The organism is Microbacterium hibisci, assembly GCF_015278255.1.
In the GTDB taxonomy this organism is placed as follows: Bacteria; Actinomycetota; Actinomycetes; order Actinomycetales; family Microbacteriaceae; genus Microbacterium; species Microbacterium hibisci.
The window spans coordinates 42,439-61,600 of the sequence record NZ_JADIJC010000010.1 but is presented as its reverse complement, the minus strand read 5'-3'; the positions used below and the strand labels follow the sequence as shown (position 1 = coordinate 61,600).

The following is a 19,162-nucleotide window of genomic DNA, read 5'->3' as shown; positions in this document are numbered from 1 at the left end:
GCCGATATCAGACGCACGGCGTCATACAGCGCGTGTCGCATCGCTCGGCGCGGGCACGGCCGCCGGGCACTGCCGCGCGGGTATCGTGGCAGCCGTGACGACGTCGATCCCGACCCCCTACGAGGACCTGCTGCGCGACGTGCTCGAGCACGGCACGCATAAGGACGACCGCACCGGAACCGGCACGACGAGCGCTTTCGGACGCCAGATCAGGTTCGACCTCTCGCAGGGATTTCCGCTCATCACGACCAAGCGCGTGCACTTCAAGTCGATCGCGTACGAGCTGCTGTGGTTCCTGCGCGGCGAGTCGAACGTCGCCTGGCTGCAGGAGAACGGCGTCACCATCTGGGACGAGTGGGCGGATGCTGCCGGCGAGCTGGGGCCCGTCTACGGCGTCCAGTGGCGCTCGTGGCCGACCCCGTCGGGCGAGCACATCGATCAGATCGCGCTCGTTCTCGACCAGATCCGCGCGAACCCCGATTCCCGTCGGCTGATCGTGTCGGCCTGGAACCCCGCCGACATCCCCGACATGGCCCTCGCGCCCTGCCATGCGATGTTCCAGTTCTACGTCGCCGACGGCCGGCTGTCGTGCCAGCTGTACCAGCGCAGCGCCGACCTCTTCCTGGGCGTCCCGTTCAACATCGCGTCGTACGCGCTGCTGACCCTGATGGTGGCGCAGCAGGCGGGACTCGAGCCGGGCGACTTCGTGTGGACCGGCGGCGACTGTCACATCTACGACAACCACCTCGAGCAGGTGCGCGAGCAGCTCACGCGCGACCCGTATCCGTACCCGACGCTGCGGATCGCGCACACGCCGGAGTCGATCTTCGACTACCGCTACGAGGACTTCGTGCTCGAGGATTACCAGCACCATCCCGCGATCCGCGGCGCGGTCGCCGTATGACCGCTCCCATCGGACTCGTCTGGGCCGAAGCGCGTGATCGCGTGATCGGCGCCGACGGGGGCATGCCCTGGTACGTCCCCGAAGACCTCGCCCATTTCAAGGCGGTCACCCTCGGCACGCCGGTCGTCATGGGCCGTCGCACGTGGGAGTCGTTCCCCGCTCGCTTCCGCCCGCTGCCCGGCCGGCGCAACATCGTCGTCACCCGGCAGGAGCACTGGGCGGATGCCGGCGCCGAGCGTGTCGGCTCCCTCGACGAGGGTCTTGCCCTGGCCGGTGAAGGCGACCCCGAGCGCATCTGGGTGATCGGCGGCGGGCAGCTCTTCGAGGAGTCCATCGCGCGGGCGGATCTGCTCGAGGTCACCGAGCTCGACCTCGCGGTCGGCGGCGACACGCTGGCACCCGACCGTTCGGAGTGGAGCCCGGCCGAGGTCGACCCGGCGGAGGGCTGGCACACGTCGCGCACCGGCATCCGCTACCGGTTCCTCCGGCTGCGGCCGCCGCGCACGCCGTGACGCGGCCCCACCCGGCGCGGCAATAGGCTGGCGCGCATGGCGAAGACGGCACTCATCACCGGGGCGAGCTCCGGACTCGGGGCGGAGTACGCCCGGCAGCTCGCGGCCAAGGGCGCGCACCTGGTGCTGGTGGCCCGTGACCGCCAGGCGCTCGAGGAGCTCGCCGCCCGCCTGCGGGCGACCTACGGGGTCGACGTCGAGGTGCTGGCAGCTGACCTCCTCAAGCGTCGGCAGCGGGAGCGGGTCGAGGCGCGGGTGGCCGATGAGGCGAACCCGATCGAGATCCTCGTCAACAACGCCGGCTTCGGCCTGCCGCTGGCGTTCGAGCGCAACGACATCGAGGACGAGGTGCGCCACCTGGAGCTGCACGTCGAGGTGCCCATGCGGCTGACGCACGCGGCACTCGGAGCGATGCTGGCGCGGGGGCACGGGCGGATCGTCAACGTGGCCTCCGTTGCGGCGTTCATCCCACGCTCGACGTACGGGGCGTGCAAGGGCTGGCTCGTCAGCTTCAGCCGGTGGGCGAACGGCCGCTACGCGCCCCGCGGTGTCACGGTGACGGCGGTGTGCCCGGGCTACACGCACACGAACTTCCACGAACGGCTGGGTCTCGCGCCGGGCCAGGAGGGCGTGCCCGACGGCATGTGGCTGAACGCCCGCGACGTCGTCGCCGAGTCGCTCCACGACGTCGCGCGCGGTGCCGCCGTCTCGATCCCGTCGTTCACGTACAAGGCGCTCGTCACGCTCGCGCGCTTCGCGCCGCCCGCGCTGGCCGCCCGGATCGGTGAGCGCGGGCGATAGCCACCCGCCGCTGAGCCGCCGGCGGCACGCGACGGCCGCGGCATCCGTCCCCTCCTCGTCGTGCGCGATCGCACCCGGGAGGGTGGCGGGCGCCTGAGCCGATAACCTGAACTCATGACGCATACGGGCAATCCATTCGGACAGGTGCTCGTCGCGCTCGTCACCCCGATGACGGCCGACGGCGAGGTCGACTGGCCCGCTGTCGAGAAGCACATCGACGACGTCATCACCGGGGGAGCCGACGGCATCGTCGTGACCGGCACCACGGGTGAGACGTCGACCCTCACCGACGCGGAGAAGATCCGCCTCGTCGAGGTCGGAAAGGATGTCGCGGCCGGCCGGGCGAGCATCATCACGGGCGGCGGCTCGAACGAGACCGCGCACGCGATCGAGCTCTACAAGGCCAGCGAGAAGGTCGGCGCCGACGCGATCATGATCGTCACGCCGTATTACAACAAGCCCACCCAGGCCGGCATCCTCACGCACTTCCGGCTCGTCGCCGACGCCACCGATCTGCCGGTGATCCTGTACGACATCCCCGGCCGCACCGGCGTGCCCATCCGCTACGAGACGATCCTGCGGCTCGCCAAGCACCCGAACATCCTCGCGATCAAGGACGCCAAGGGCGACTTCAGCGAGGTCAGCCGCGTGCTCAACCAGACCGACCTGATGTACTTCTCGGGCGACGACGCGAACGTGCTGCCGCACCTCGCCATCGGGGCCACCGGGCTCATCGGCGTGACCGCGAACATCGCCGCGCAGCCCTACCGGGTGATCGTCGACGCCGTCAACCGCGGCGACCTGAAGGCGGCGACGGCCGCGCACATGCAGCTCGAGCCGCTCGTGCGTGCCGTCATGACCCACGTGCCGGGCACCGTGTCGGCGAAGTACATCCTCCACGGACTCGGCCGCATCGGCAGCCCGCGCGTGCGCCTGCCGCTCGTCGGACCGGAGGAGTGGGAGGCCGCGAAGATCGAGGACGAGCTCGCGCTCGTCAAGGACGTCCCCGGCGTCGACTTCTCGAACTTCCGCCCCGACCGCAACGCCGCCGCGGGCGGCGCACTGCCGAAGGTCTCGGGCACCACGAGATGACGATCGTGCCGTCGTCCCGCGGGGCGGCGGCACGCAGATGACGGGCGCTGCGGCGCCCGGAGGAGGCTTCGCAATGCCCACCACCCCTTACGACCCGCCCGAGCTCAGCGCGGGAACCCTCCGGATCGTCCCGCTCGGCGGCCTCGGCGAGGTCGGCCGCAACATGACGGTCTTCGAATACGGCGGAAAGCTCCTCGTCGTCGACTGCGGCGTGCTCTTCCCCGAGGAGCACCAGCCAGGGGTCGACCTGATCCTCCCCGACTTCGAGCCTCTCAAGACGCGGCTCGACGACATCGTCGGCGTCGTGCTCACGCACGGCCACGAGGACCACATCGGCGCGGTGCCGTACCTGCTGAAGCTCAAGAGCGACATCCCGATCATCGGGTCGGGGCTGACGCTCGCACTCACCGAGGCGAAGCTCAAGGAGCACCGCATCAGGCCCTACAGCCTGACGGTGGCCGAGGGGCAGCGCGAGAACCTGGGACCCTTCGAGCTCGAGTTCGTCGCGGTCAACCACTCCATCCCCGACGCGCTCGCCGTGGCCATCCGCACGCCGGCGGGCATGGTGCTCGCGACCGGCGACTTCAAGATGGACCAGCTCCCGCTGGACGGCCGGCTGACCGATCTGCGGGCGTTCTCGCGGCTGGGGGAGGAGGGTGTCGACCTCTTCCTCGTCGACTCGACGAACGCCGACGTGCCGGGCTTCACGCCGCTCGAGCGCTCGATCGGCCCGGTGCTCGATCAGGTGATCGGCAAGGCTCCTCGCCGAGTGATCGTCGCGAGCTTCTCGAGCCACGTCCACCGTGTGCAGCAGGTGCTGGATGCCGCCGCCGCCCACGGCCGCCGAGTCGCGCTCCTCGGACGCAGCATGCTGCGCAACATGACGATCGCGGAAGAGCTCGGCTACCTCCACGTGCCCGAGGGCGTCCTCATCGACTACAAGAAGGCCCGCGACCTGCCCGAGGACCAGATCGTCTACATGTCGACCGGCTCGCAGGGCGAGCCGATGGCGGTCCTCAGCCGCATGGCGAACCTCGACCACGCGATCGAGCCCGGCCCGGGCGACACCGTGATCCTCGCATCGAGCCTCATCCCCGGCAACGAGAACGCCGTGTACCGCGTGATCGACGGGCTCACCAAGCTCGGCGCCAACGTCGTGCACAAGGGCAACGCCAAGGTGCACGTCTCGGGGCACGCGGCAGCGGGGGAGCTGCTCTACTGCTACAACATCCTCAAGCCGAAGAACGTCCTCCCGGTTCACGGCGAGTACCGCCACCTCATGGCGAATGCGCGGCTCGCGCAGGACACCGGCATCGACCCCGAGCGCACCATCCTCGCCGAGAACGGCACGGTGATCGACCTCAAGGACGGCGACGCGAGCGTGGTCGGACAGCTGGATCTCGGGTTCGTCTACGTGGACGGCTCGACGGTGGGTGAGATCACGGATGCCGACCTCAAGGACCGCCGGATCCTCGGCGAGGAGGGCTTCATCTCGGTGATCGTCGTCGTCGACGCCTCGACGGGCAAGGTCATCTCGGGCCCCGAGGTGCACGCGCGCGGCTTCGCGGAGGACGACGCCGTGTTCGAGGACGTCAAGCCGAAGATCGCCGCGGCCCTCGCTGAGGCGGCGAAGTCGGGCGTCCGCGACCAGCACGCGCTGTCGCAGGTCGTGCGCCGCACGATCGGCCGCTGGGTCAACCAGTCGCTGCGCCGCCGGCCCATGATCGTCCCACTCGTGATCGAAGCGTAGCGAGATCACCATCCGGCGGAGCATCGAAGCGTAGCGAGATCACCATCCGGCGGAGCATCGAAGCGTAGCGAGATCACCATCCGGCGGAGTATCGAAGCGTAGCGAGATCACCATCCGGCGGAATCGAAGCGTAGCCCGCGCGTAACACGCGGCGCCGTACCATCGGCTTCGTGGCCTCCTCCTACCGCATCCGCCCCGCGACGTCGGCCGACGGCGCGTTCCTCGGCGACATGGTCGTCGAGGCCGCCAACTGGCGGCAGGGCGGGGCGCGGCCGCGCCATGAGGTGATCGCCGGCGACGACCATCGCCGCTATGTCGCCGGGTGGCTGCGCCCCGGCGACGCGGGCTTCGTGGCGGAGGACCTCAACGGCGAGCCGGTCGGCGCCGCGTGGTATCGCATGCTGCCCCGCAGCGAGCCCGGCTTCGGCTACGTCGGCACCGGCGTCCCCGAGCTCATCATCGGGGTCCGGCCGATCTGGCGCGCCCACGGCGTGGGGCGCGCGCTCCTGCAGCGGCTGTGCGAGCACGCAGCCGCCCAGGGGTTCGCACGCATCAGCCTGAGCGTGGAGCGGGGCAACTTCGCGACCACGCTGTACCGCAGCGAGGGCTTCGCGGTCACCCAGAGCGGATCGGGCCGCGACACGATGGTCAAGCGCCTGCGCTGAGTCATCCGTCGTCCGGCGGTCCCCGACTCCGCCGGGGTGTCGTCCGGGCGGCGTGGTTCCGCGAAATGTCGGGCGCCGCCCGTACCGTGGAGGGATGGCCAGGAGCTCAAGCCCGACCAAGGGGTCGCGCGCGTCTTCGAGCGCGTCGACGAATGCGCGCGGAAACGCGTCGTCGTCGACGGCGCGCAAGCCTGCGGCCACGAAGCCCGCGCCGGCGCCGAAGCGCTATGTCGACCAGCCCGATCGCCCGCCCGTCATCGTGCGAGCGTGGATGGGCCTCGCGCATGCCACCGGAGGGCTCTTCCGCGCCTTCGGGCCCGAGTCCCTCGAGAAAGAGCAGCGCCGCGACGGCTTCCCGTTCCTGCTCGTGCTGCTGGCGATCGCCGGCGCCGTCAACGAGTGGTTCTTCATCGGCAACGAGGTTGCGAAGACCATCAGCGCCTACACGGTCGGCGCGCTCATCGGCCGCGAGGCGTTCGTCATGCCGGTGCTCCTGCTGCTGCTTGCGGGCTGGATGTTCCGGCATCCGTCCTCCGTCCACGACAACGGCCGCGTCGGCATCGGTTTCGGCCTGCTCGTCCTGACGATCGCGGGCTTCTGCCACGTCGCCGGCGGGCGCCCCCAGCCGAGTGAACTGCTGCCCGCGCTCAGCGCTGCCGGCGGTCTCTTCGGCTGGATGCTCGGCGAGCCGCTCGCGATGCTCCTCACCGACGTGGGCGCCTACATCGTGCTGTCGCTGCTGGCGGTGCTCAGCATCCTGATCATCACGAAGACGCCCCCGAACCGCATCGGGCGCCGGCTGGGCGAGCTGTACGCCTGGATGTTCGGCGCCGAGCCGCGGGAGGACAAGCCGGCGACGGATGCCGCGGCCGCCGACTCCGACGAAGACGAGGGCGATTCGTCGCTGCCGTTCTGGCGCCGCAACAAGACGGGTCGCGAGAAGGACCCCGAGGGCGGTCTCGGCTCGCAGGACCTCACCGAGCTGCTGCCGGCGGGCTCGTCGCAGGGAGGCTTCGAGCAGGCGATCGCGCAGCCGGTCACCCCGCCGCCCGTGCAGACGGACGCCCTCACCGAGGTCATCGACCCGTCCGTTCTGTCGGCGGCGAAGGCCGCGACCTCGTCGCGCACGTCGCTGCGCGACGACGCCGAGGTCGTCGAGGACGACGGCACCCTCCCCGGTCTCGACGGCATCGGCTCGATGGCGGCGGTCGACTCGCCGTCGGCGCCGTACCGCCTGCCCTCGGTCAACGCGCTGGCCGCGGGGACGCCCCATGTCGCGCGTTCGCAGGCGAACGACGACACCGTCCGCGCCATCACGAGCGTGCTCGAGCAGTTCAACGTGGATGCGCGCGTCACCGGCTTCTCGCGCGGCCCGACAGTGACGCAGTACGAGATCGAGCTCGGCCCCGGCGTCAAGGTGGAGCGCATCACCGCGCTCACGAACAACATCGCCTACGCGGTGGCCTCGAACGAGGTGCGGATCCTCGCCCCGATCCCCGGCAAGAGCGCCATCGGCGTCGAGATCCCCAACACCGACCGCGAGATCGTGACGCTCGGCGATGTGCTGCGCTCGACCACCGCGACGAACCAGACGCACCCGATGACGATCGGCGTCGGCAAGGACGTCGGCGGCGGGTACGTCGTCGCGAACCTCGCCAAGATGCCCCACCTGCTGGTCGCCGGCTCGACCGGCTCGGGCAAGTCGAGCTTCGTGAACTCCATGATCACGAGCCTGCTGATGCGCGCCAAGCCCGCCGACGTGCGGATGGTGCTCATCGATCCGAAGCGCGTGGAGCTGACGTCGTACGCGGGCGTGCCCCACCTCATCACGCCCATCATCACGAACCCGAAGAAGGCCGCCGAGGCGCTGCAGTGGGTCGTGAAGGAGATGGACATGAGGTACGACGACCTCGCGTCCTTCGGCTTCCGCCACATCGACGACTTCAACAAGGCCGTCGTCGCGGGCGAGATCACGCTGCCGCCGGGAAGCGAGCGCGTGCTCAAGCCGTACCCGTACCTGCTGGTCGTGGTCGACGAGCTCGCCGACCTCATGATGGTCGCCCCTCGCGACGTCGAGGATTCGATCGTGCGCATCACGCAGCTTGCGCGAGCGAGCGGCATCCACCTGGTGCTCGCGACCCAGCGTCCGTCGGTCGACGTCGTCACGGGTCTGATCAAGGCCAACGTGCCGTCGCGTCTCGCGTTCGCGGTGACGAGCGTGACCGACTCGCGCGTCATCCTCGACCAGCCGGGCGCCGACCGCCTGATCGGCCAGGGAGACGGGCTCTTCCTGCCGATGGGCGCGTCCAAGGCGCTGCGCGTGCAGGGCGCGTGGGTCAGCGAGAGCGAGATCGAGGCGGTCGTCAAGCACGTCACGCACCAGGCACGGCCCGAGTACCGCGCCGACGTCGCGGCGGTCGCCGAGAAGAAGGAGATCGACGCCGACATCGGAGACGACCTCGAGCTGCTGCTGGCGGCTGCCGAGCTCGTCGTCTCGAGCCAGTTCGGATCGACGTCGATGCTCCAGCGCAAGCTGCGCGTCGGCTTCGCGAAGGCGGGCCGCCTCATGGACCTGCTCGAGTCGCGCGAGATCGTCGGTCCGTCCGAGGGCTCGAAGGCGCGCGACGTGCTGGTGACGGTCGAGCAGCTACCGGGCGTGCTGGCGCGTCTGCGCGGCGACGAGGTGCCCGACGCGGCACCTGCGCCTGCGCCCGCACCCGCCGCCGCGGCCGGTGACGACCGGTACGGGACGGATGCCGTGGCGTCGCAGTACGACGGCTATCCCGTCGTCGACGGCGACGAGGGCTCGGAAGACGCCTGGGGGCTCACCGGCCGGGATTGAGCTCCGGCGCGGTGATCGAGCGGCACCGGTGGCCGAGTGCGCGCCGATAGGCTCGGGGCCATGGCGATCCCGCGGCAGCTGCCCAACACGATCACGATCGTGCGCATCCTGTGCGCCCCGATCTTCCTGTGGATGCTCCTGGCCGACGGGGGAGCGGACGGCCCGCTGCGGTGGTGGGCGGCCGTACTCTTCATCGTGGCGATCGGCACCGACGGGATCGACGGGTACCTCGCGCGCAAGCACCACATCGTCACGGATCTCGGCAAGCTCCTCGACCCGATCGCCGACAAGGTGCTCACCGGCTTCGCCTTCATCGGCCTGTCGATCCTCGGCGAGCTGCCGTGGTGGGTCACCATCGTGGTGCTCATCCGCGAGATCGGGATCACCGTGTACCGCTTCATGGTCGTGAGCGACCATGTGCTCGCCGCCGCCTGGATGGGCAAGCTGAAGACGCTCGCGCAGGGCGTGGCGCTCTCCATCGCGCTGCTGCCGCTGTGGACGCTCGTCGGCGACTGGATCTTCTGGGTCAACGGCGTGCTGATGACGATCGCGGTCATCCTGACCATCCTGAGCGGCATCGACTACATCGTCACCGAGCTGCGCGCTGCTCGCGCCAAGAGGCGGGACGCGTGACCGGCGCCGCCGCGCTGCTGCGCGCGCTGGACGTCCGCGGCTGGTCGGTCGCGGCCGCCGAGTCGCTCACGGGCGGGCGCGTCACGGCGGCGCTCGTCGACGTCCCCGGGGCTTCCGCGCGCGTGCGGGGCGGGATCGTGGCGTACGCGACCGAGCTCAAGACGATCGCGCTGGGGGTCGAGGCCGACCTGCTGGCCGCCCGCGGCGCCGTCGATCCCACGGTCGCCGAGCAGATGGCCCAGGGGGTGCGGCGCGTCCTCCGAGCCGACGTCGGCCTGGCGACCACCGGCGTCGCCGGTCCGGACCCGCAGGATGGCAATCCGGTGGGCACCGTGTACATCGCGGTCGCCACGCCCGAGACCGCCGTCGTCTCCGCCCTGGCGCTCTCCGGCACACGCGACGAGATCCGGACGGCCACCGTGGACCGCGTGCTGGAGCTCGCGCTCACGCTGATGTGAGGCATCCGTCAGCCGACGCGCCGACGGGAACAGACGGTGTTTCGTCTCGGTTACATTCGGTGATTCCCACCCATTGCCCAGTTCGCGGGATTAGATTGGCATCATCCGGTGCTGTACTGTTGGGCACCCGGAAGACGGTGGAATCAGAAGTGAGGAGGGGCCCCGATGATCCTGGTACGTCAAGAGATCGGCGAAGTGCTTCGTGATTTCCGCCAGCAGAAGGGGCGGACCCTCCGGCAGGTCGCCAGCCGCGCCAGCGTCGCGCTGGGCTATCTGAGCGAGGTGGAGCGCGGCCAGAAGGAGGCCTCCAGCGAGATCCTCGCCTCGGTGGCCGAGGCGCTCGACGTCCCCATCTCGACCATCATGCGAGAGGTCGGCGATCGCATCTCCGTGCTCGAGGGCCTGCAGACGTTCCCCGATGTCGTCCCCGACGACCTGGTCGCCTCGGTCGACGCCGAGCTGTCGCTGCGCTGAGCCCCTGAGCCGCTTCACTCAGCTCTGGAATCCGCTGTCCTATGCGTCGCAGTGAGTTCAACCGCGCCGTCGCGGACGAGTTCGGCGCACGCGCGAACGCCGTCGTGACCGACCTGTTCCTCTCGAAGGTGGGCGGTCGCACCGCGGCCGACGCGATCTCGGCGGGGGTGGATCCGCGCGAGGTCTGGCTCGCGCTGTGCGAGGAGCTCGACGTCCCGCCCGAACGTCGTTACGGCGTGGGCCGGCTCGAACCGCGGCGCCGCTGACGTCTCTTGACCGCCGGCTGCGCGGTGTGTCTCATCGCGCCTCGTTGCGCTCGTTCCTCGGTTGGTCGCGGACCGGTCGGCGCCGCTGCGCGGCGTGTCGTATCGAATCTTCGTTCGAGACAGGCGTAGGCTCCTGCACAGCAGGTGTCGAGGACGTGTTTTCCACGTTCGAGGGAGGAGCGAAGGCCGATGTCGGAGCCCCTCCCTAACGTGAACAGCGTCGAACGACACCTCACGCCTTGTCGCAGCATCCGTCCCACCGGGCCGGAGCGCGACAGCCTACAGGCGACGGAACGCGAGCACGAAGGAGCACGCCATGCCCTCACCCGTTGACCGCGAGAAGGCCCTGGAATCGGCCCTCGCCCAGATCGACCGGCAGTTCGGAAAGGGCTCGGTGATGCGCCTCGGCAGCGACGAGCGCGCTCCCGTCGAGGTCGTGCCCACCGGCTCGATCGCCCTCGACGTCGCACTCGGCATCGGGGGACTCCCGCGTGGCCGCATCATCGAGATCTACGGTCCGGAGTCGTCGGGTAAGACGACGCTGACCCTTCACGCGATCGCCAATGCGCAGCGCGCCGGCGGCATCGCCGCGTTCATCGACGCGGAGCACGCGCTCGACCCCGACTATGCGCAGAAGCTGGGCGTCGACATCGACGCGCTGCTCGTCTCGCAGCCCGACACCGGTGAGCAGGCGCTCGAGATCGCCGACATGCTCGTCCGTTCGGGTGCGATCGACCTCATCGTGATCGACTCCGTCGCGGCCCTCGTGCCCAAGGCGGAGATCGAAGGCGAGATGGGCGACTCCCACGTCGGTCTGCAGGCGCGCCTCATGTCGCAGGCGCTGCGCAAGCTCACCGGTGGTCTCAACCAGACCAACACCACGATGATCTTCATCAACCAGCTGCGCGAGAAGATCGGCGTGTTCTTCGGCTCGCCCGAGACCACCGCCGGCGGCAAGGCGCTCAAGTTCTACGCGTCGGTGCGTCTCGACATCCGTCGTATCGAGACGCTCAAGGACGGCGCGGAGGCGGTCGGAAACCGCACGCGCGTCAAGGTCGTCAAGAACAAGATGGCGCCGCCGTTCAAGCAGGCCGAGTTCGACATCCTGTACGGCGTGGGCATCTCGCGCGAGGGCAGCCTCATCGACTTCGGCGTCGAGCACGCCATCGTCAAGAAGTCCGGCGCGTGGTACACGTACGAGGGCGAGCAGCTCGGGCAGGGCAAGGAGAACGCCCGCAACTTCCTCATCAAGAACGCGGATGTCGCAGCCGAGATCGAGACGAAGATCAAGACGAAGCTGGGCATCGGCGTTCCGCGCGGTGCGGCCGAGGGCTCTGTCGAAGACGAGCTGGCGGCGCGCCGCCCGGCCTGATGGTCCGCTTCGTCGACAGCGGGGGCAACGGGGACGAGTCCGACGACGCAGACAGCGACGGACTCGCCCCCGTGACCTCGATCTTCGGGGAGCGCGGCGCCAGGGCATTCCCGAAGACCGCGGCCGACGTCCGCCGGGAGCTCGAGGATCGCGCGCCCGCTCGAAACGCTGACCGGTCGAGGCATCCCGCGGGCACCGCGCGACCGCCCGCTCCGGCAGCGGCGCAGTGGCGAAGCGCGTGGGATGACGACCCCGGCGCCGACGACGACCCACAGGCCGGCGAGGCCGGCGCGGGCGGCGACGCGCGCGCACGAAGCGGCACAGACGAACGCTCCGCGGGGAAGCGCGAGCCCGACGAGGCCTCCCGCCCGATCGACCTCGATGCCGAGCGCGGCGCCAGGGCGCGCTCTCGCGGGAGCCGAGGACGCAGGCCAGAGGGCGCCGGCTCGCGCGGAAGCGGAGGAAGTGCCGCGGACGACGTGGGCTCCCGCGACGCGGCGGAGCGAGGCCTGCTGAAGAAGCTGCGCGCCCGACAGGTGTCGGTCGCCGAAGCCACCTCGTATCTCGCCCAGCACGAGCTCCAGGGCGAGGCCGTCGACGCGATCCTCGACGCCTTCCTGGCGCGCGGCTATCTCGACGACGCCCGGCTGGCCGAACAGATCGTGCACGCCGGCATCGACCGCAAGGGTCAAGGACGACAGGCCATCTCGCAGAGTCTCGCCAAGCGCGGAGTGCCGCGCGACGTCGCCGACGCCGCCCTCGCCGAACTGCCCGATGACGACGCGGAGCGGGCGCTCGAGTTCGCCCGGTCCAAGGCCGGGTCGATGCGCGGGCTCGAACGCGATGTCGCGCTCCGCCGGCTCGCGGGGCAGCTCGCGCGGCGCGGCTACGGAGGCTCGGCCGCGCTCAGCGCTGCACGGCAGGCGCTTGATGAGGCCACGCGTCCCTCCAGCCGGGTCCGGTTCGAGTAGCCTGCCCGGCAGCGGGCGATCCCGGGGCGCCGGTCGGCCGGGTCCGGTGTGACGAGCCGGCCCGGCTGCGGGGCGATCCCGGGACACGGGCCGATTCGGCGCGGATCGCTGAGCCGCCGTCCCGGCGACGCCCGCCGCGGCCCTCAGGATCCGCGCACGCGCGCGGCTCGTAGAATGGCGGGATCATGTCTTCGCCTTCCGCATCCCCGACTCTCATCGCGCCGTCACCGGCGGCGCATGATGTCGACGGCCGCGTCCGCACCTACGAGGTGCGCACATTCGGCTGTCAGATGAACGTGCACGACTCCGAGCGGCTCTCCGGCTCGCTCGAGAGCGCCGGCTACGTCCGCGCCGACGCGGGCGAAGAGGCCGACGTCGTGGTCATCAACACCTGCGCCGTACGCGACAACGCCGCCGGCAAGCTCTACGGCACGCTCGGTCATCTGAAGTCGCGCAAGGACAAGCACGAGGGCATGCAGATCGCCGTCGGCGGCTGCCTCGCCCAGATGGACAAGGACGCGGTGCAGCAGAAGGCGCCCTGGGTCGATGTGGTGTTCGGCACGCACAACATGGGCTCGCTGCCGAGCCTCCTCGAGCGCGCGCGTCACAACGGTGAGGCCGAGCTCGAGATCCTCGAGTCGCTCGAGATCTTCCCGTCGACGCTCCCCACCAAGCGCGACAGCGTGTACAGCGGCTGGGTGTCCATCTCGGTCGGCTGCAACAACACGTGCACGTTCTGCATCGTGCCGAGCCTCCGCGGCAAGGAGAAGGACCGCCGTCCCGGCGACATCCTCAACGAGATCCGTCTGCTCGTCGACGACGGCGCAATGGAGGTCACCCTCCTCGGCCAGAACGTCAACTCGTACGGCGTCGAGTTCGGCGACCGCCAGGCGTTCGGCAAGCTGCTGCGCGCCGCGGGCGAGATCGACGGGCTCGAGCGCATCCGCTTCACGAGCCCGCACCCGGCCGCGTTCACTGACGACGTCATCGACGCGATGGCCGAGACGCCCGCCGTCATGCCGCAGCTCCACATGCCGCTGCAGTCCGGCAGCGACCGCATCCTCAAGGCGATGCGTCGGTCGTACCGCAGCGAGCGGTTCCTCGGCATCCTCGACCGCGTCCGCGCCAAGATCCCGAACGCGGCGATCTCGACCGACATCATCGTCGGCTTTCCGGGCGAGACCGACGAGGACTTCGAAGACACGATGCGCGTCGTCGAGCAGGCGCGATTCGCGAGCGCGTTCACGTTCCAGTACTCGATCCGCGAGGGCACCCCGGCGGCGACCATGCCCGACCAGGTCCCGAAGGAGATCGTGCAGGAGCGCTACGAACGCCTGGTCGCCCTCCAGGAGCGGATCTCGCTGGAGGAGAACCAGAAGCAGCTCGGCCGCGAGCTGCAGGTGCTCGTCTCGACCGGCGAGGGCAAGAAGGACGCCGAGACCCACCGCCTCACGGGCCGGGCAGAAGACAACCGGCTCGTGCACTTCGAGGTGCCGGCGGGCTCCGCCACCCCGCGCCCCGGTGACGTCGTGTCGGTCGTGGTGACCCACGCCGCGCCGTTCCACCTCCTCGCGGACTCGACCGACGGCGCTCCGCTGCGCATCCGGCGCACCCGCTCCGGCGACGCGTGGGATCGGTCGCAGGCGGAGTCCTGCGGCATCCCGGCCGCGCCAGACGGTGCGGCCGCCGGCGCCCCGCGCGCGGTGTCGCTGGGACTGCCGACGCTGCGCATCGGTGACTGACCGAGCGGTGGACCCCCTCGCGCCCGCAGCCGGCTCCGCGGTTTGGCCGCCCCGCCTCTGGGCGGTCGTGGGGGCGACCGGCACCGGCAAGACGGCGCTGTCGCTCGACCTCGCCGAAGCGCTGGCCGCGTCCGGACGCCCCGCCGAGATCGTCAACGCCGACGCCATGCAGCTGTATCGAGGCATGGACATCGGCACGGCGAAGGTTCCGGAGGCCGAGCGACGCGGCATCCGTCATCATCTCTTCGACGTGCTCGACGTCACCGACGACGCGGCCGTGGCCTGGTATCAGGGCGCCGCACGCCAGGCGATCGCAGACATCCACGCGCGCGGCGCCGACGCTGTCCTCGTGGGCGGATCGGGGCTGTACGTCTCGAGCGTGCTGTTCGACTTCCGCTTCCCTCCGCGGGACGAGCAGCTCCGCGCGAGGCTCGAGGCCGAGCTCGAGCAGCACGGACCGGGCGCGCTCTACGCCCGGCTTCGCGAGCGCGACCCGAAGACGGCGGCGAAGATCGATCCGCGCAACGGCCGTCGTGTGGTGCGCGCGCTCGAGGTGCTCGAGCTCGGTGAGCGCACGCACGGTGCCGCCCTTCCCGACGAACCGGTCCTCTGGCACGGGAGCACGCGGCTCATCGGCGTGACGGTGCCGCGCGACGAGCTGGTGGCCCGCCTCGACGCGCGGGTCGAGGCGATGTGGCGCGAGGGGATCGTCGACGAGGTGCGGGCGCTTCGCGAGCGCGGCCTGGAGCGCGGCGTCACGGCCCGCCGGGCCATCGGGTACGCGCAGGCGCTCGCGCAGCTGACGGGCGAGATGACCGAGGCCGAGGCGATCGCCGAGACCCAGGCGCTGACGCGACGGTACGCGCGCCGCCAGGTGTCGTGGTTCAAGCGGTATGACGGCGTGCGATGGGTCGAGTCGGGAACGGATGCCGCCACCCTGGCAGACTCGAGCGCATGACTATCGTCGTCCGGCCCTTCGACCTCGCCGACACCGAGTCCGTGGTGTCGCTCTGGCAGACCGCGGGGCTCACCCGTCCCTGGAACAACCCGTACCAGGACATCCGCCGCAAGCTCTCGGTGCAGCCGGAGCTGTTCCTCGTGGCGGCCGACGGGCGCACGATCGTCGGCTCCGTCATGGCCGGCTACGACGGTCACCGCGGCTGGCTGTACTACCTGGCGAGCGCACCCGATCGGCGCGGCGAGGGGATCGGCCGCAAGCTGGTGGCTGAGGCGGAGGATCGCCTGCTCGCGATGGGATGCCCGAAGGTGCAGCTGATGGTGCGGCCCGAGAACGGGGTCGCCCGCGGGTTCTACGACTCGCTGGGGTACGAGCCGTTCGAGACCTGGAACACCGGCAAGCGGCTGATCGCCGACTGACCGCGGCCGGACGCCCCGCGCCGCGACTCTAGACTGGGACGATGCCGCAGACGATCGCGTTCACCAAGGGCCACGGCACCGGCAACGACTTCGTGATCGTCCCCGACCCCGACGGCGCGCTCGATCTCACCGACGACCAGGTCGCCGTGCTGTGCGACCGGCGCTTCGGCATCGGCGGCGACGGGATCCTCCGGGTGGTGCGTGCGACGGCGACCGCCGAGGGCGCGCAGGCCGCGGCGTCGGGCGCCGAGTGGTTCATGGACTACCGCAACGCCGACGGCTCGAAGGCCGAGATGTGCGGCAACGGCGTCCGGGTGTTCGTCCGGTACCTCGTCGACGTCGGCTGGGCGGACGTCGACGGCGCCCCGCTCGCGATCGGCACCCGCGCCGGCGTCAAGACCGTCACCCGCAGCGACGGCACCCTCGGTGAGAAGGGCTACGAGGTCGACCTCGGCCCGTTCTCCGTCGACGAGTCCGAGGTGCTCGTGCGCACCCGCGGCGGGGGAGCGCCCCGTCCCGGCGTCGGCATCGACGTCGGCAACCCGCACGTCGTCGTCGCGCTGCCCGACGAGACCGAGCTCGAAGGCCTCGACCTCGCGGCCCAGCCGCTGCTGCAGCCCGAGCCGCCGAACGGCGCGAACATCGAGTTCGTGGTCCCCAGCGATCCGCTCGTCCGCGAGGGCGTCGGCTCCATCCGCATGCGGGTCTTCGAGCGCGGCGTCGGCGAGACGCTGAGCTGCGGCACCGGCGTGGCCGCGGCCGCGCTCGCGGTGCGCCATTGGGCCGGGCCTGCGGCCCCGGACCACTGGGTCGTGGACGTTCCCGGCGGCACGCTCGGCGTGCGGATGCCGGAGGTCGACGGGGAGCGGCACGTGCTGCTCTCGGGGCCTGCGACCCTGGTCTACACCGGCGAGGTCACGCTCGCCTGACGCACCGTCGTCGCCGCCGCGTCCCGCCGCCGGGTCCGGCGCCGGCGTCAGAGCTCAGGCAGGTCGATGGGCTCGCTCGGCGGCGAGCCGTGCCGGCGCACCTTCAGAACGCGGAAGCCGCGGGCCGTCGCCGCCCGGTGGACGCTGAAGCGGCGGTCGAGCGTCGCGGCGAGCCACCGCTGCAGCGAGTCCGACCCGAGGTTCCGCTGCACCACGAGCCAGGCATCCGCCCGCTCGTCCAGTCGCGGGATCCAGCGGTCCAGCAGCCCGTGCAGCTCGTTCTTGCCGACACGGATCGGCGGGTTCGACCGGATCGTGCGGAACATCACGTCCCCGGGAACATCGTCGGGGGCGACGGCGTTGACATTGTCGAGCCCCAGGTCTGCCGCGTTGCGGCGAACGAGGTCGAGCGCCCGCTCGTTCACGTCGACGGCCCATACCGTCGCGTGGGGCGAGTCGAGCGCGAGGCTCAGTGCGATCGGACCCCACCCGCAGCCGAGGTCGAGGAAGTGTCCTCCGGCCGGCGGAGGCGGCGTGTTCGCCAGCAGCACCGCGGTGCCGGAGTCCACGTGGTCGGGGCTGAAGACCCCTCCGGCCGTGGTGACCTCCAGGTCGCGTCCGGCCAGCCTGACGCGGATGCGGCGCAGGTTCTCCGGACTGGCGGGCGCAGCACTGAAGTAGTGATCGCTCCCCATGGCTGACGAGCCTAGCGGAGGAGCCCGCCAGAGCGGGAGCGCCGCGACGGTCAAGGGGTTCAGGGCGCGGCCGCGGTGAGCGAGACTAGAATTCACGGATGCCTCGAACCGGCCGATGAACACCGGAAAACGGCATCCACCCATCAAACGAAGGAACACATGACGGATACGACAACCCCCCAGAGCACCGACGAGACGCCGGTCGACCCGGTGGATCGCGTGCTGGCGCGCGCCGAAGCGCGCTCGGGGGTGCACGTCTTCGGAGCCGCTCAGGCGCTCCAGGACGAGGCCACCATCGGGCTCGCAGACACCGACGGCGAGCAGTGGGACCGTGAGGAGCGCGCCGCGCTGCGGCGTGTGCCCGGGCTCTCCACCGAGCTCGAGGACGTCACCGAGGTCGAGTACCGGCAGCTGCGTCTCGAGAACGTGGTGCTGGTCGGCGTGCATACGCAGGGCGAGACGGAGGACGCCGAGAACTCGCTGCGCGAGCTCTCGGCGCTGGCCGAGACCGCCGGTGCCGTGGTGCTCGACGGCGTGCTGCAGCGGCGTCCGCACCCGGACCCTGCGACCTACGTGGGTCGCGGCAAGGCCGAGGAGCTGCGCGACATCGTCGCCGCGGTCGGCGCCGACACCGTGATCGCCGACACCGAGCTCGCGCCGAGCCAGCGTCGTGCCCTCGAGGACGTGGTCAAGGTCAAGGTCATCGATCGCACCACCGTGATCCTCGACATCTTCAGCCAGCACGCCAAGAGCCGCGAGGGCAAGGCCCAGGTCGAGCTCGCGCAGCTCGAGTACCTCCTCCCGCGCCTGCGCGGCTGGGGTGATTCCATGAGCCGTCAGGCCGGTGGTCAGGTCGGCGCCGGCGGTGCCGGCATGGGCTCCCGCGGTCCCGGTGAGACGAAGATCGAGCTCGACCGACGGCGCATCCGCACCCGGATGGCGCAGCTGCGCCGGCAGATCCGCGACTTCGCACCCGCACGTGACGCCAAGCGCGCCGAGCGCAAGCGCAACACGATCCCGTCGGTCGCGATCGCGGGCTACACCAACGCCGGCAAGTCGTCCCTCCTCAACCGCCTCACGAGCGCTGGCGTGCTCGTCGAGAACGCGCTGTTCGCGACCCTGGACGCGACCGTCCGCCGCACCGAGACGACCGACGGCCGCGTTTTCACGCTGACCGACACGGTCGGCTTCGTGCGCAACCTGCCGCACCAGCTCGTCGAGGCGTTCCGCTCGACGCTCGAGGAGGTCGGCGAGGCCGACGTCATCCTGCATGTCGTGGACGGCTCGCACCCCGACCCGGCCGCCCAGCTGGCGACGGTGCGCGACGTGATCGGCGACGTGGGGGCGCGCGACATCCCTGAGCTGGTGGTCTTCAACAAGGCCGACCTCGTGGACGACGACACGCGGCTGGTGCTGCGCGGCCTCGAGCCGAAGGCGATCTTCGCGTCCTCGCGCACCGGCGAGGGCGTCGAAGAGCTGCGCGCCGCGATCGAGGCGGCGCTGCCGCTTCCGGCGGTCGAAGTGCACGCTCTGGTGCCGTACGACCGCGGCGACCTGGTGTCGGCCATCCACGAGCAGGGCATGATCCTCTCGCAGAAGCACGAGGAGGGCGGCACCGCGGTGCACGCCCGCGTCGGCGAGCACCTCGCCGCCCGGCTCGCGCCGTTCGCGGTCTGAGA

19 protein-coding genes are annotated in these 19,162 nt (G+C 70.8%); 18 read left to right on the top strand and 1 reads right to left on the bottom strand.

The window, feature by feature from the left end:
• Nucleotides 1-94: 94 nt before the first annotated feature.
• From IM770_RS16205 to dapF, 17 genes are all read left to right on the top strand, one after another.
• Nucleotides 95-904, top strand: coding sequence for a thymidylate synthase (locus tag IM770_RS16205; RefSeq protein ID WP_203582195.1), 810 nt, complete (start codon nt 95-97; stop codon nt 902-904).
• On the top strand, nt 901-1,416 hold the full coding sequence (locus IM770_RS16200; RefSeq protein ID WP_203582194.1) for a dihydrofolate reductase: 516 nt from the start codon (nt 901-903) through the stop codon (nt 1,414-1,416). Before IM770_RS16205 ends, IM770_RS16200 begins: the two co-directional genes overlap by 4 nt.
• A gap of 36 nt (nt 1,417-1,452) precedes the next feature.
• On the top strand, nt 1,453-2,217 hold the full coding sequence (locus tag IM770_RS16195) for an SDR family NAD(P)-dependent oxidoreductase (RefSeq protein WP_203582193.1): 765 nt from the start codon (nt 1,453-1,455) through the stop codon (nt 2,215-2,217).
• A 114-nt stretch (nt 2,218-2,331) separates the two neighbouring features.
• Nucleotides 2,332-3,309, top strand: coding sequence for a 4-hydroxy-tetrahydrodipicolinate synthase (gene dapA / locus IM770_RS16190; protein WP_203582192.1), 978 nt, complete (start codon nt 2,332-2,334; stop codon nt 3,307-3,309).
• A gap of 73 nt (nt 3,310-3,382) precedes the next feature.
• Nucleotides 3,383-5,059 (top strand): ribonuclease J, encoded by a 1,677-nt coding sequence (locus tag IM770_RS16185; protein ID WP_203582191.1) that lies wholly within the window; start codon nt 3,383-3,385, stop codon nt 5,057-5,059.
• A 230-nt stretch (nt 5,060-5,289) separates the two neighbouring features.
• On the top strand, nt 5,290-5,724 hold the full coding sequence (locus IM770_RS16180) for a GNAT family N-acetyltransferase (protein ID WP_239066352.1): 435 nt from the start codon (nt 5,290-5,292) through the stop codon (nt 5,722-5,724).
• A 94-nt stretch (nt 5,725-5,818) separates the two neighbouring features.
• The gene (locus tag IM770_RS16175; RefSeq protein WP_203582189.1) at nt 5,819-8,566 is read left to right on the top strand and encodes an FtsK/SpoIIIE family DNA translocase; all 2,748 of its coding nucleotides are present in this window, start codon (nt 5,819-5,821) and stop codon (nt 8,564-8,566) included.
• A 60-nt stretch (nt 8,567-8,626) separates the two neighbouring features.
• Nucleotides 8,627-9,199: a CDP-diacylglycerol--glycerol-3-phosphate 3-phosphatidyltransferase gene (gene pgsA / locus IM770_RS16170; RefSeq protein ID WP_203582188.1), complete on the top strand. Its 573-nt coding sequence runs from the start codon at nt 8,627-8,629 to the stop codon at nt 9,197-9,199.
• The gene (locus tag IM770_RS16165) at nt 9,196-9,657 is read left to right on the top strand and encodes a CinA family protein (protein WP_203582187.1); all 462 of its coding nucleotides are present in this window, start codon (nt 9,196-9,198) and stop codon (nt 9,655-9,657) included. Before pgsA ends, IM770_RS16165 begins: the two co-directional genes overlap by 4 nt.
• A gap of 165 nt (nt 9,658-9,822) precedes the next feature.
• Nucleotides 9,823-10,131, top strand: a complete 309-nt coding sequence (locus IM770_RS16160) for a helix-turn-helix domain-containing protein (RefSeq protein ID WP_109211855.1) — start codon at nt 9,823-9,825, stop codon at nt 10,129-10,131.
• A 41-nt stretch (nt 10,132-10,172) separates the two neighbouring features.
• Nucleotides 10,173-10,397 carry a DUF3046 domain-containing protein gene (locus IM770_RS16155; protein WP_203582186.1) on the top strand — a complete coding sequence of 75 codons (225 nt, stop codon included), beginning with the start codon at nt 10,173-10,175 and terminating at the stop codon, nt 10,395-10,397.
• 316 nt (nt 10,398-10,713) lie between these two features.
• Entirely contained in the window at nt 10,714-11,769 is a 1,056-nt protein-coding gene (gene recA / locus IM770_RS16150; protein WP_203582185.1) for a recombinase RecA, read from the top strand.
• Nucleotides 11,770-12,248: 479 nt separating this feature from the next.
• Entirely contained in the window at nt 12,249-12,740 is a 492-nt protein-coding gene (locus IM770_RS18225; protein ID WP_307785486.1) for a regulatory protein RecX, read from the top strand.
• Between the two features lie 185 nt (nt 12,741-12,925).
• On the top strand, nt 12,926-14,482 hold the full coding sequence (miaB, locus tag IM770_RS16140; protein WP_203582183.1) for a tRNA (N6-isopentenyl adenosine(37)-C2)-methylthiotransferase MiaB: 1,557 nt from the start codon (nt 12,926-12,928) through the stop codon (nt 14,480-14,482).
• The gene (miaA, locus tag IM770_RS16135; protein ID WP_307785485.1) at nt 14,475-15,440 is read left to right on the top strand and encodes a tRNA (adenosine(37)-N6)-dimethylallyltransferase MiaA; all 966 of its coding nucleotides are present in this window, start codon (nt 14,475-14,477) and stop codon (nt 15,438-15,440) included. Before miaB ends, miaA begins: the two co-directional genes overlap by 8 nt.
• On the top strand, nt 15,437-15,859 hold the full coding sequence (locus tag IM770_RS16130) for a GNAT family acetyltransferase (RefSeq protein WP_203582182.1): 423 nt from the start codon (nt 15,437-15,439) through the stop codon (nt 15,857-15,859). Before miaA ends, IM770_RS16130 begins: the two co-directional genes overlap by 4 nt.
• Before the next feature lie 41 nt (nt 15,860-15,900).
• Entirely contained in the window at nt 15,901-16,788 is an 888-nt protein-coding gene (gene dapF / locus IM770_RS16125; RefSeq protein ID WP_203582181.1) for a diaminopimelate epimerase, read from the top strand.
• Between the two features lie 47 nt (nt 16,789-16,835).
• Here dapF and IM770_RS16120 read toward each other — a convergent pair whose 3' ends face one another.
• A complete protein-coding gene (locus tag IM770_RS16120; RefSeq protein ID WP_203582180.1) occupies nt 16,836-17,483 on the bottom strand; it encodes a class I SAM-dependent methyltransferase in 648 nt (215 codons plus the stop codon).
• A 159-nt stretch (nt 17,484-17,642) separates the two neighbouring features.
• On the opposite strand from IM770_RS16120, the gene hflX reads away from it, so the two are divergent.
• Nucleotides 17,643-19,160: a GTPase HflX gene (gene hflX, locus IM770_RS16115; RefSeq protein WP_203582179.1), complete on the top strand. Its 1,518-nt coding sequence runs from the start codon at nt 17,643-17,645 to the stop codon at nt 19,158-19,160.
• Nucleotides 19,161-19,162: the final 2 nt, after the last annotated feature.

What these genes read in the sequence shown, in the direction of transcription:
- IM770_RS16200 (WP_203582194.1), top strand. Translation starts at nt 901, where the DNA reads ATGACCGCTCCCATCGGACTCGTCTGGGCCGAAGCGCGTGATCGCGTG.
- IM770_RS16195 (WP_203582193.1), top strand. Translation starts at nt 1,453, where the DNA reads ATGGCGAAGACGGCACTCATCACCGGGGCGAGCTCCGGACTCGGGGCG.
- dapA (WP_203582192.1), top strand. Translation starts at nt 2,332, where the DNA reads ATGACGCATACGGGCAATCCATTCGGACAGGTGCTCGTCGCGCTCGTC.
- IM770_RS16185 (WP_203582191.1), top strand. Translation starts at nt 3,383, where the DNA reads ATGCCCACCACCCCTTACGACCCGCCCGAGCTCAGCGCGGGAACCCTC.
- IM770_RS16180 (WP_239066352.1), top strand. Translation starts at nt 5,290, where the DNA reads ATGGTCGTCGAGGCCGCCAACTGGCGGCAGGGCGGGGCGCGGCCGCGC.
- IM770_RS16175 (WP_203582189.1), top strand. Translation starts at nt 5,819, where the DNA reads ATGGCCAGGAGCTCAAGCCCGACCAAGGGGTCGCGCGCGTCTTCGAGC.
- pgsA (WP_203582188.1), top strand. Translation starts at nt 8,627, where the DNA reads ATGGCGATCCCGCGGCAGCTGCCCAACACGATCACGATCGTGCGCATC.
- IM770_RS16160 (WP_109211855.1), top strand. Translation starts at nt 9,823, where the DNA reads ATGATCCTGGTACGTCAAGAGATCGGCGAAGTGCTTCGTGATTTCCGC.
- IM770_RS16155 (WP_203582186.1), top strand. Translation starts at nt 10,173, where the DNA reads ATGCGTCGCAGTGAGTTCAACCGCGCCGTCGCGGACGAGTTCGGCGCA.
- recA (WP_203582185.1), top strand. Translation starts at nt 10,714, where the DNA reads ATGCCCTCACCCGTTGACCGCGAGAAGGCCCTGGAATCGGCCCTCGCC.
- miaB (WP_203582183.1), top strand. Translation starts at nt 12,926, where the DNA reads ATGTCTTCGCCTTCCGCATCCCCGACTCTCATCGCGCCGTCACCGGCG.
- IM770_RS16130 (WP_203582182.1), top strand. Translation starts at nt 15,437, where the DNA reads ATGACTATCGTCGTCCGGCCCTTCGACCTCGCCGACACCGAGTCCGTG.
- dapF (WP_203582181.1), top strand. Translation starts at nt 15,901, where the DNA reads ATGCCGCAGACGATCGCGTTCACCAAGGGCCACGGCACCGGCAACGAC.
- IM770_RS16120 (WP_203582180.1), bottom strand. Translation starts at nt 17,483, where the DNA reads ATGGGGAGCGATCACTACTTCAGTGCTGCGCCCGCCAGTCCGGAGAAC.
- hflX (WP_203582179.1), top strand. Translation starts at nt 17,643, where the DNA reads ATGACGGATACGACAACCCCCCAGAGCACCGACGAGACGCCGGTCGAC.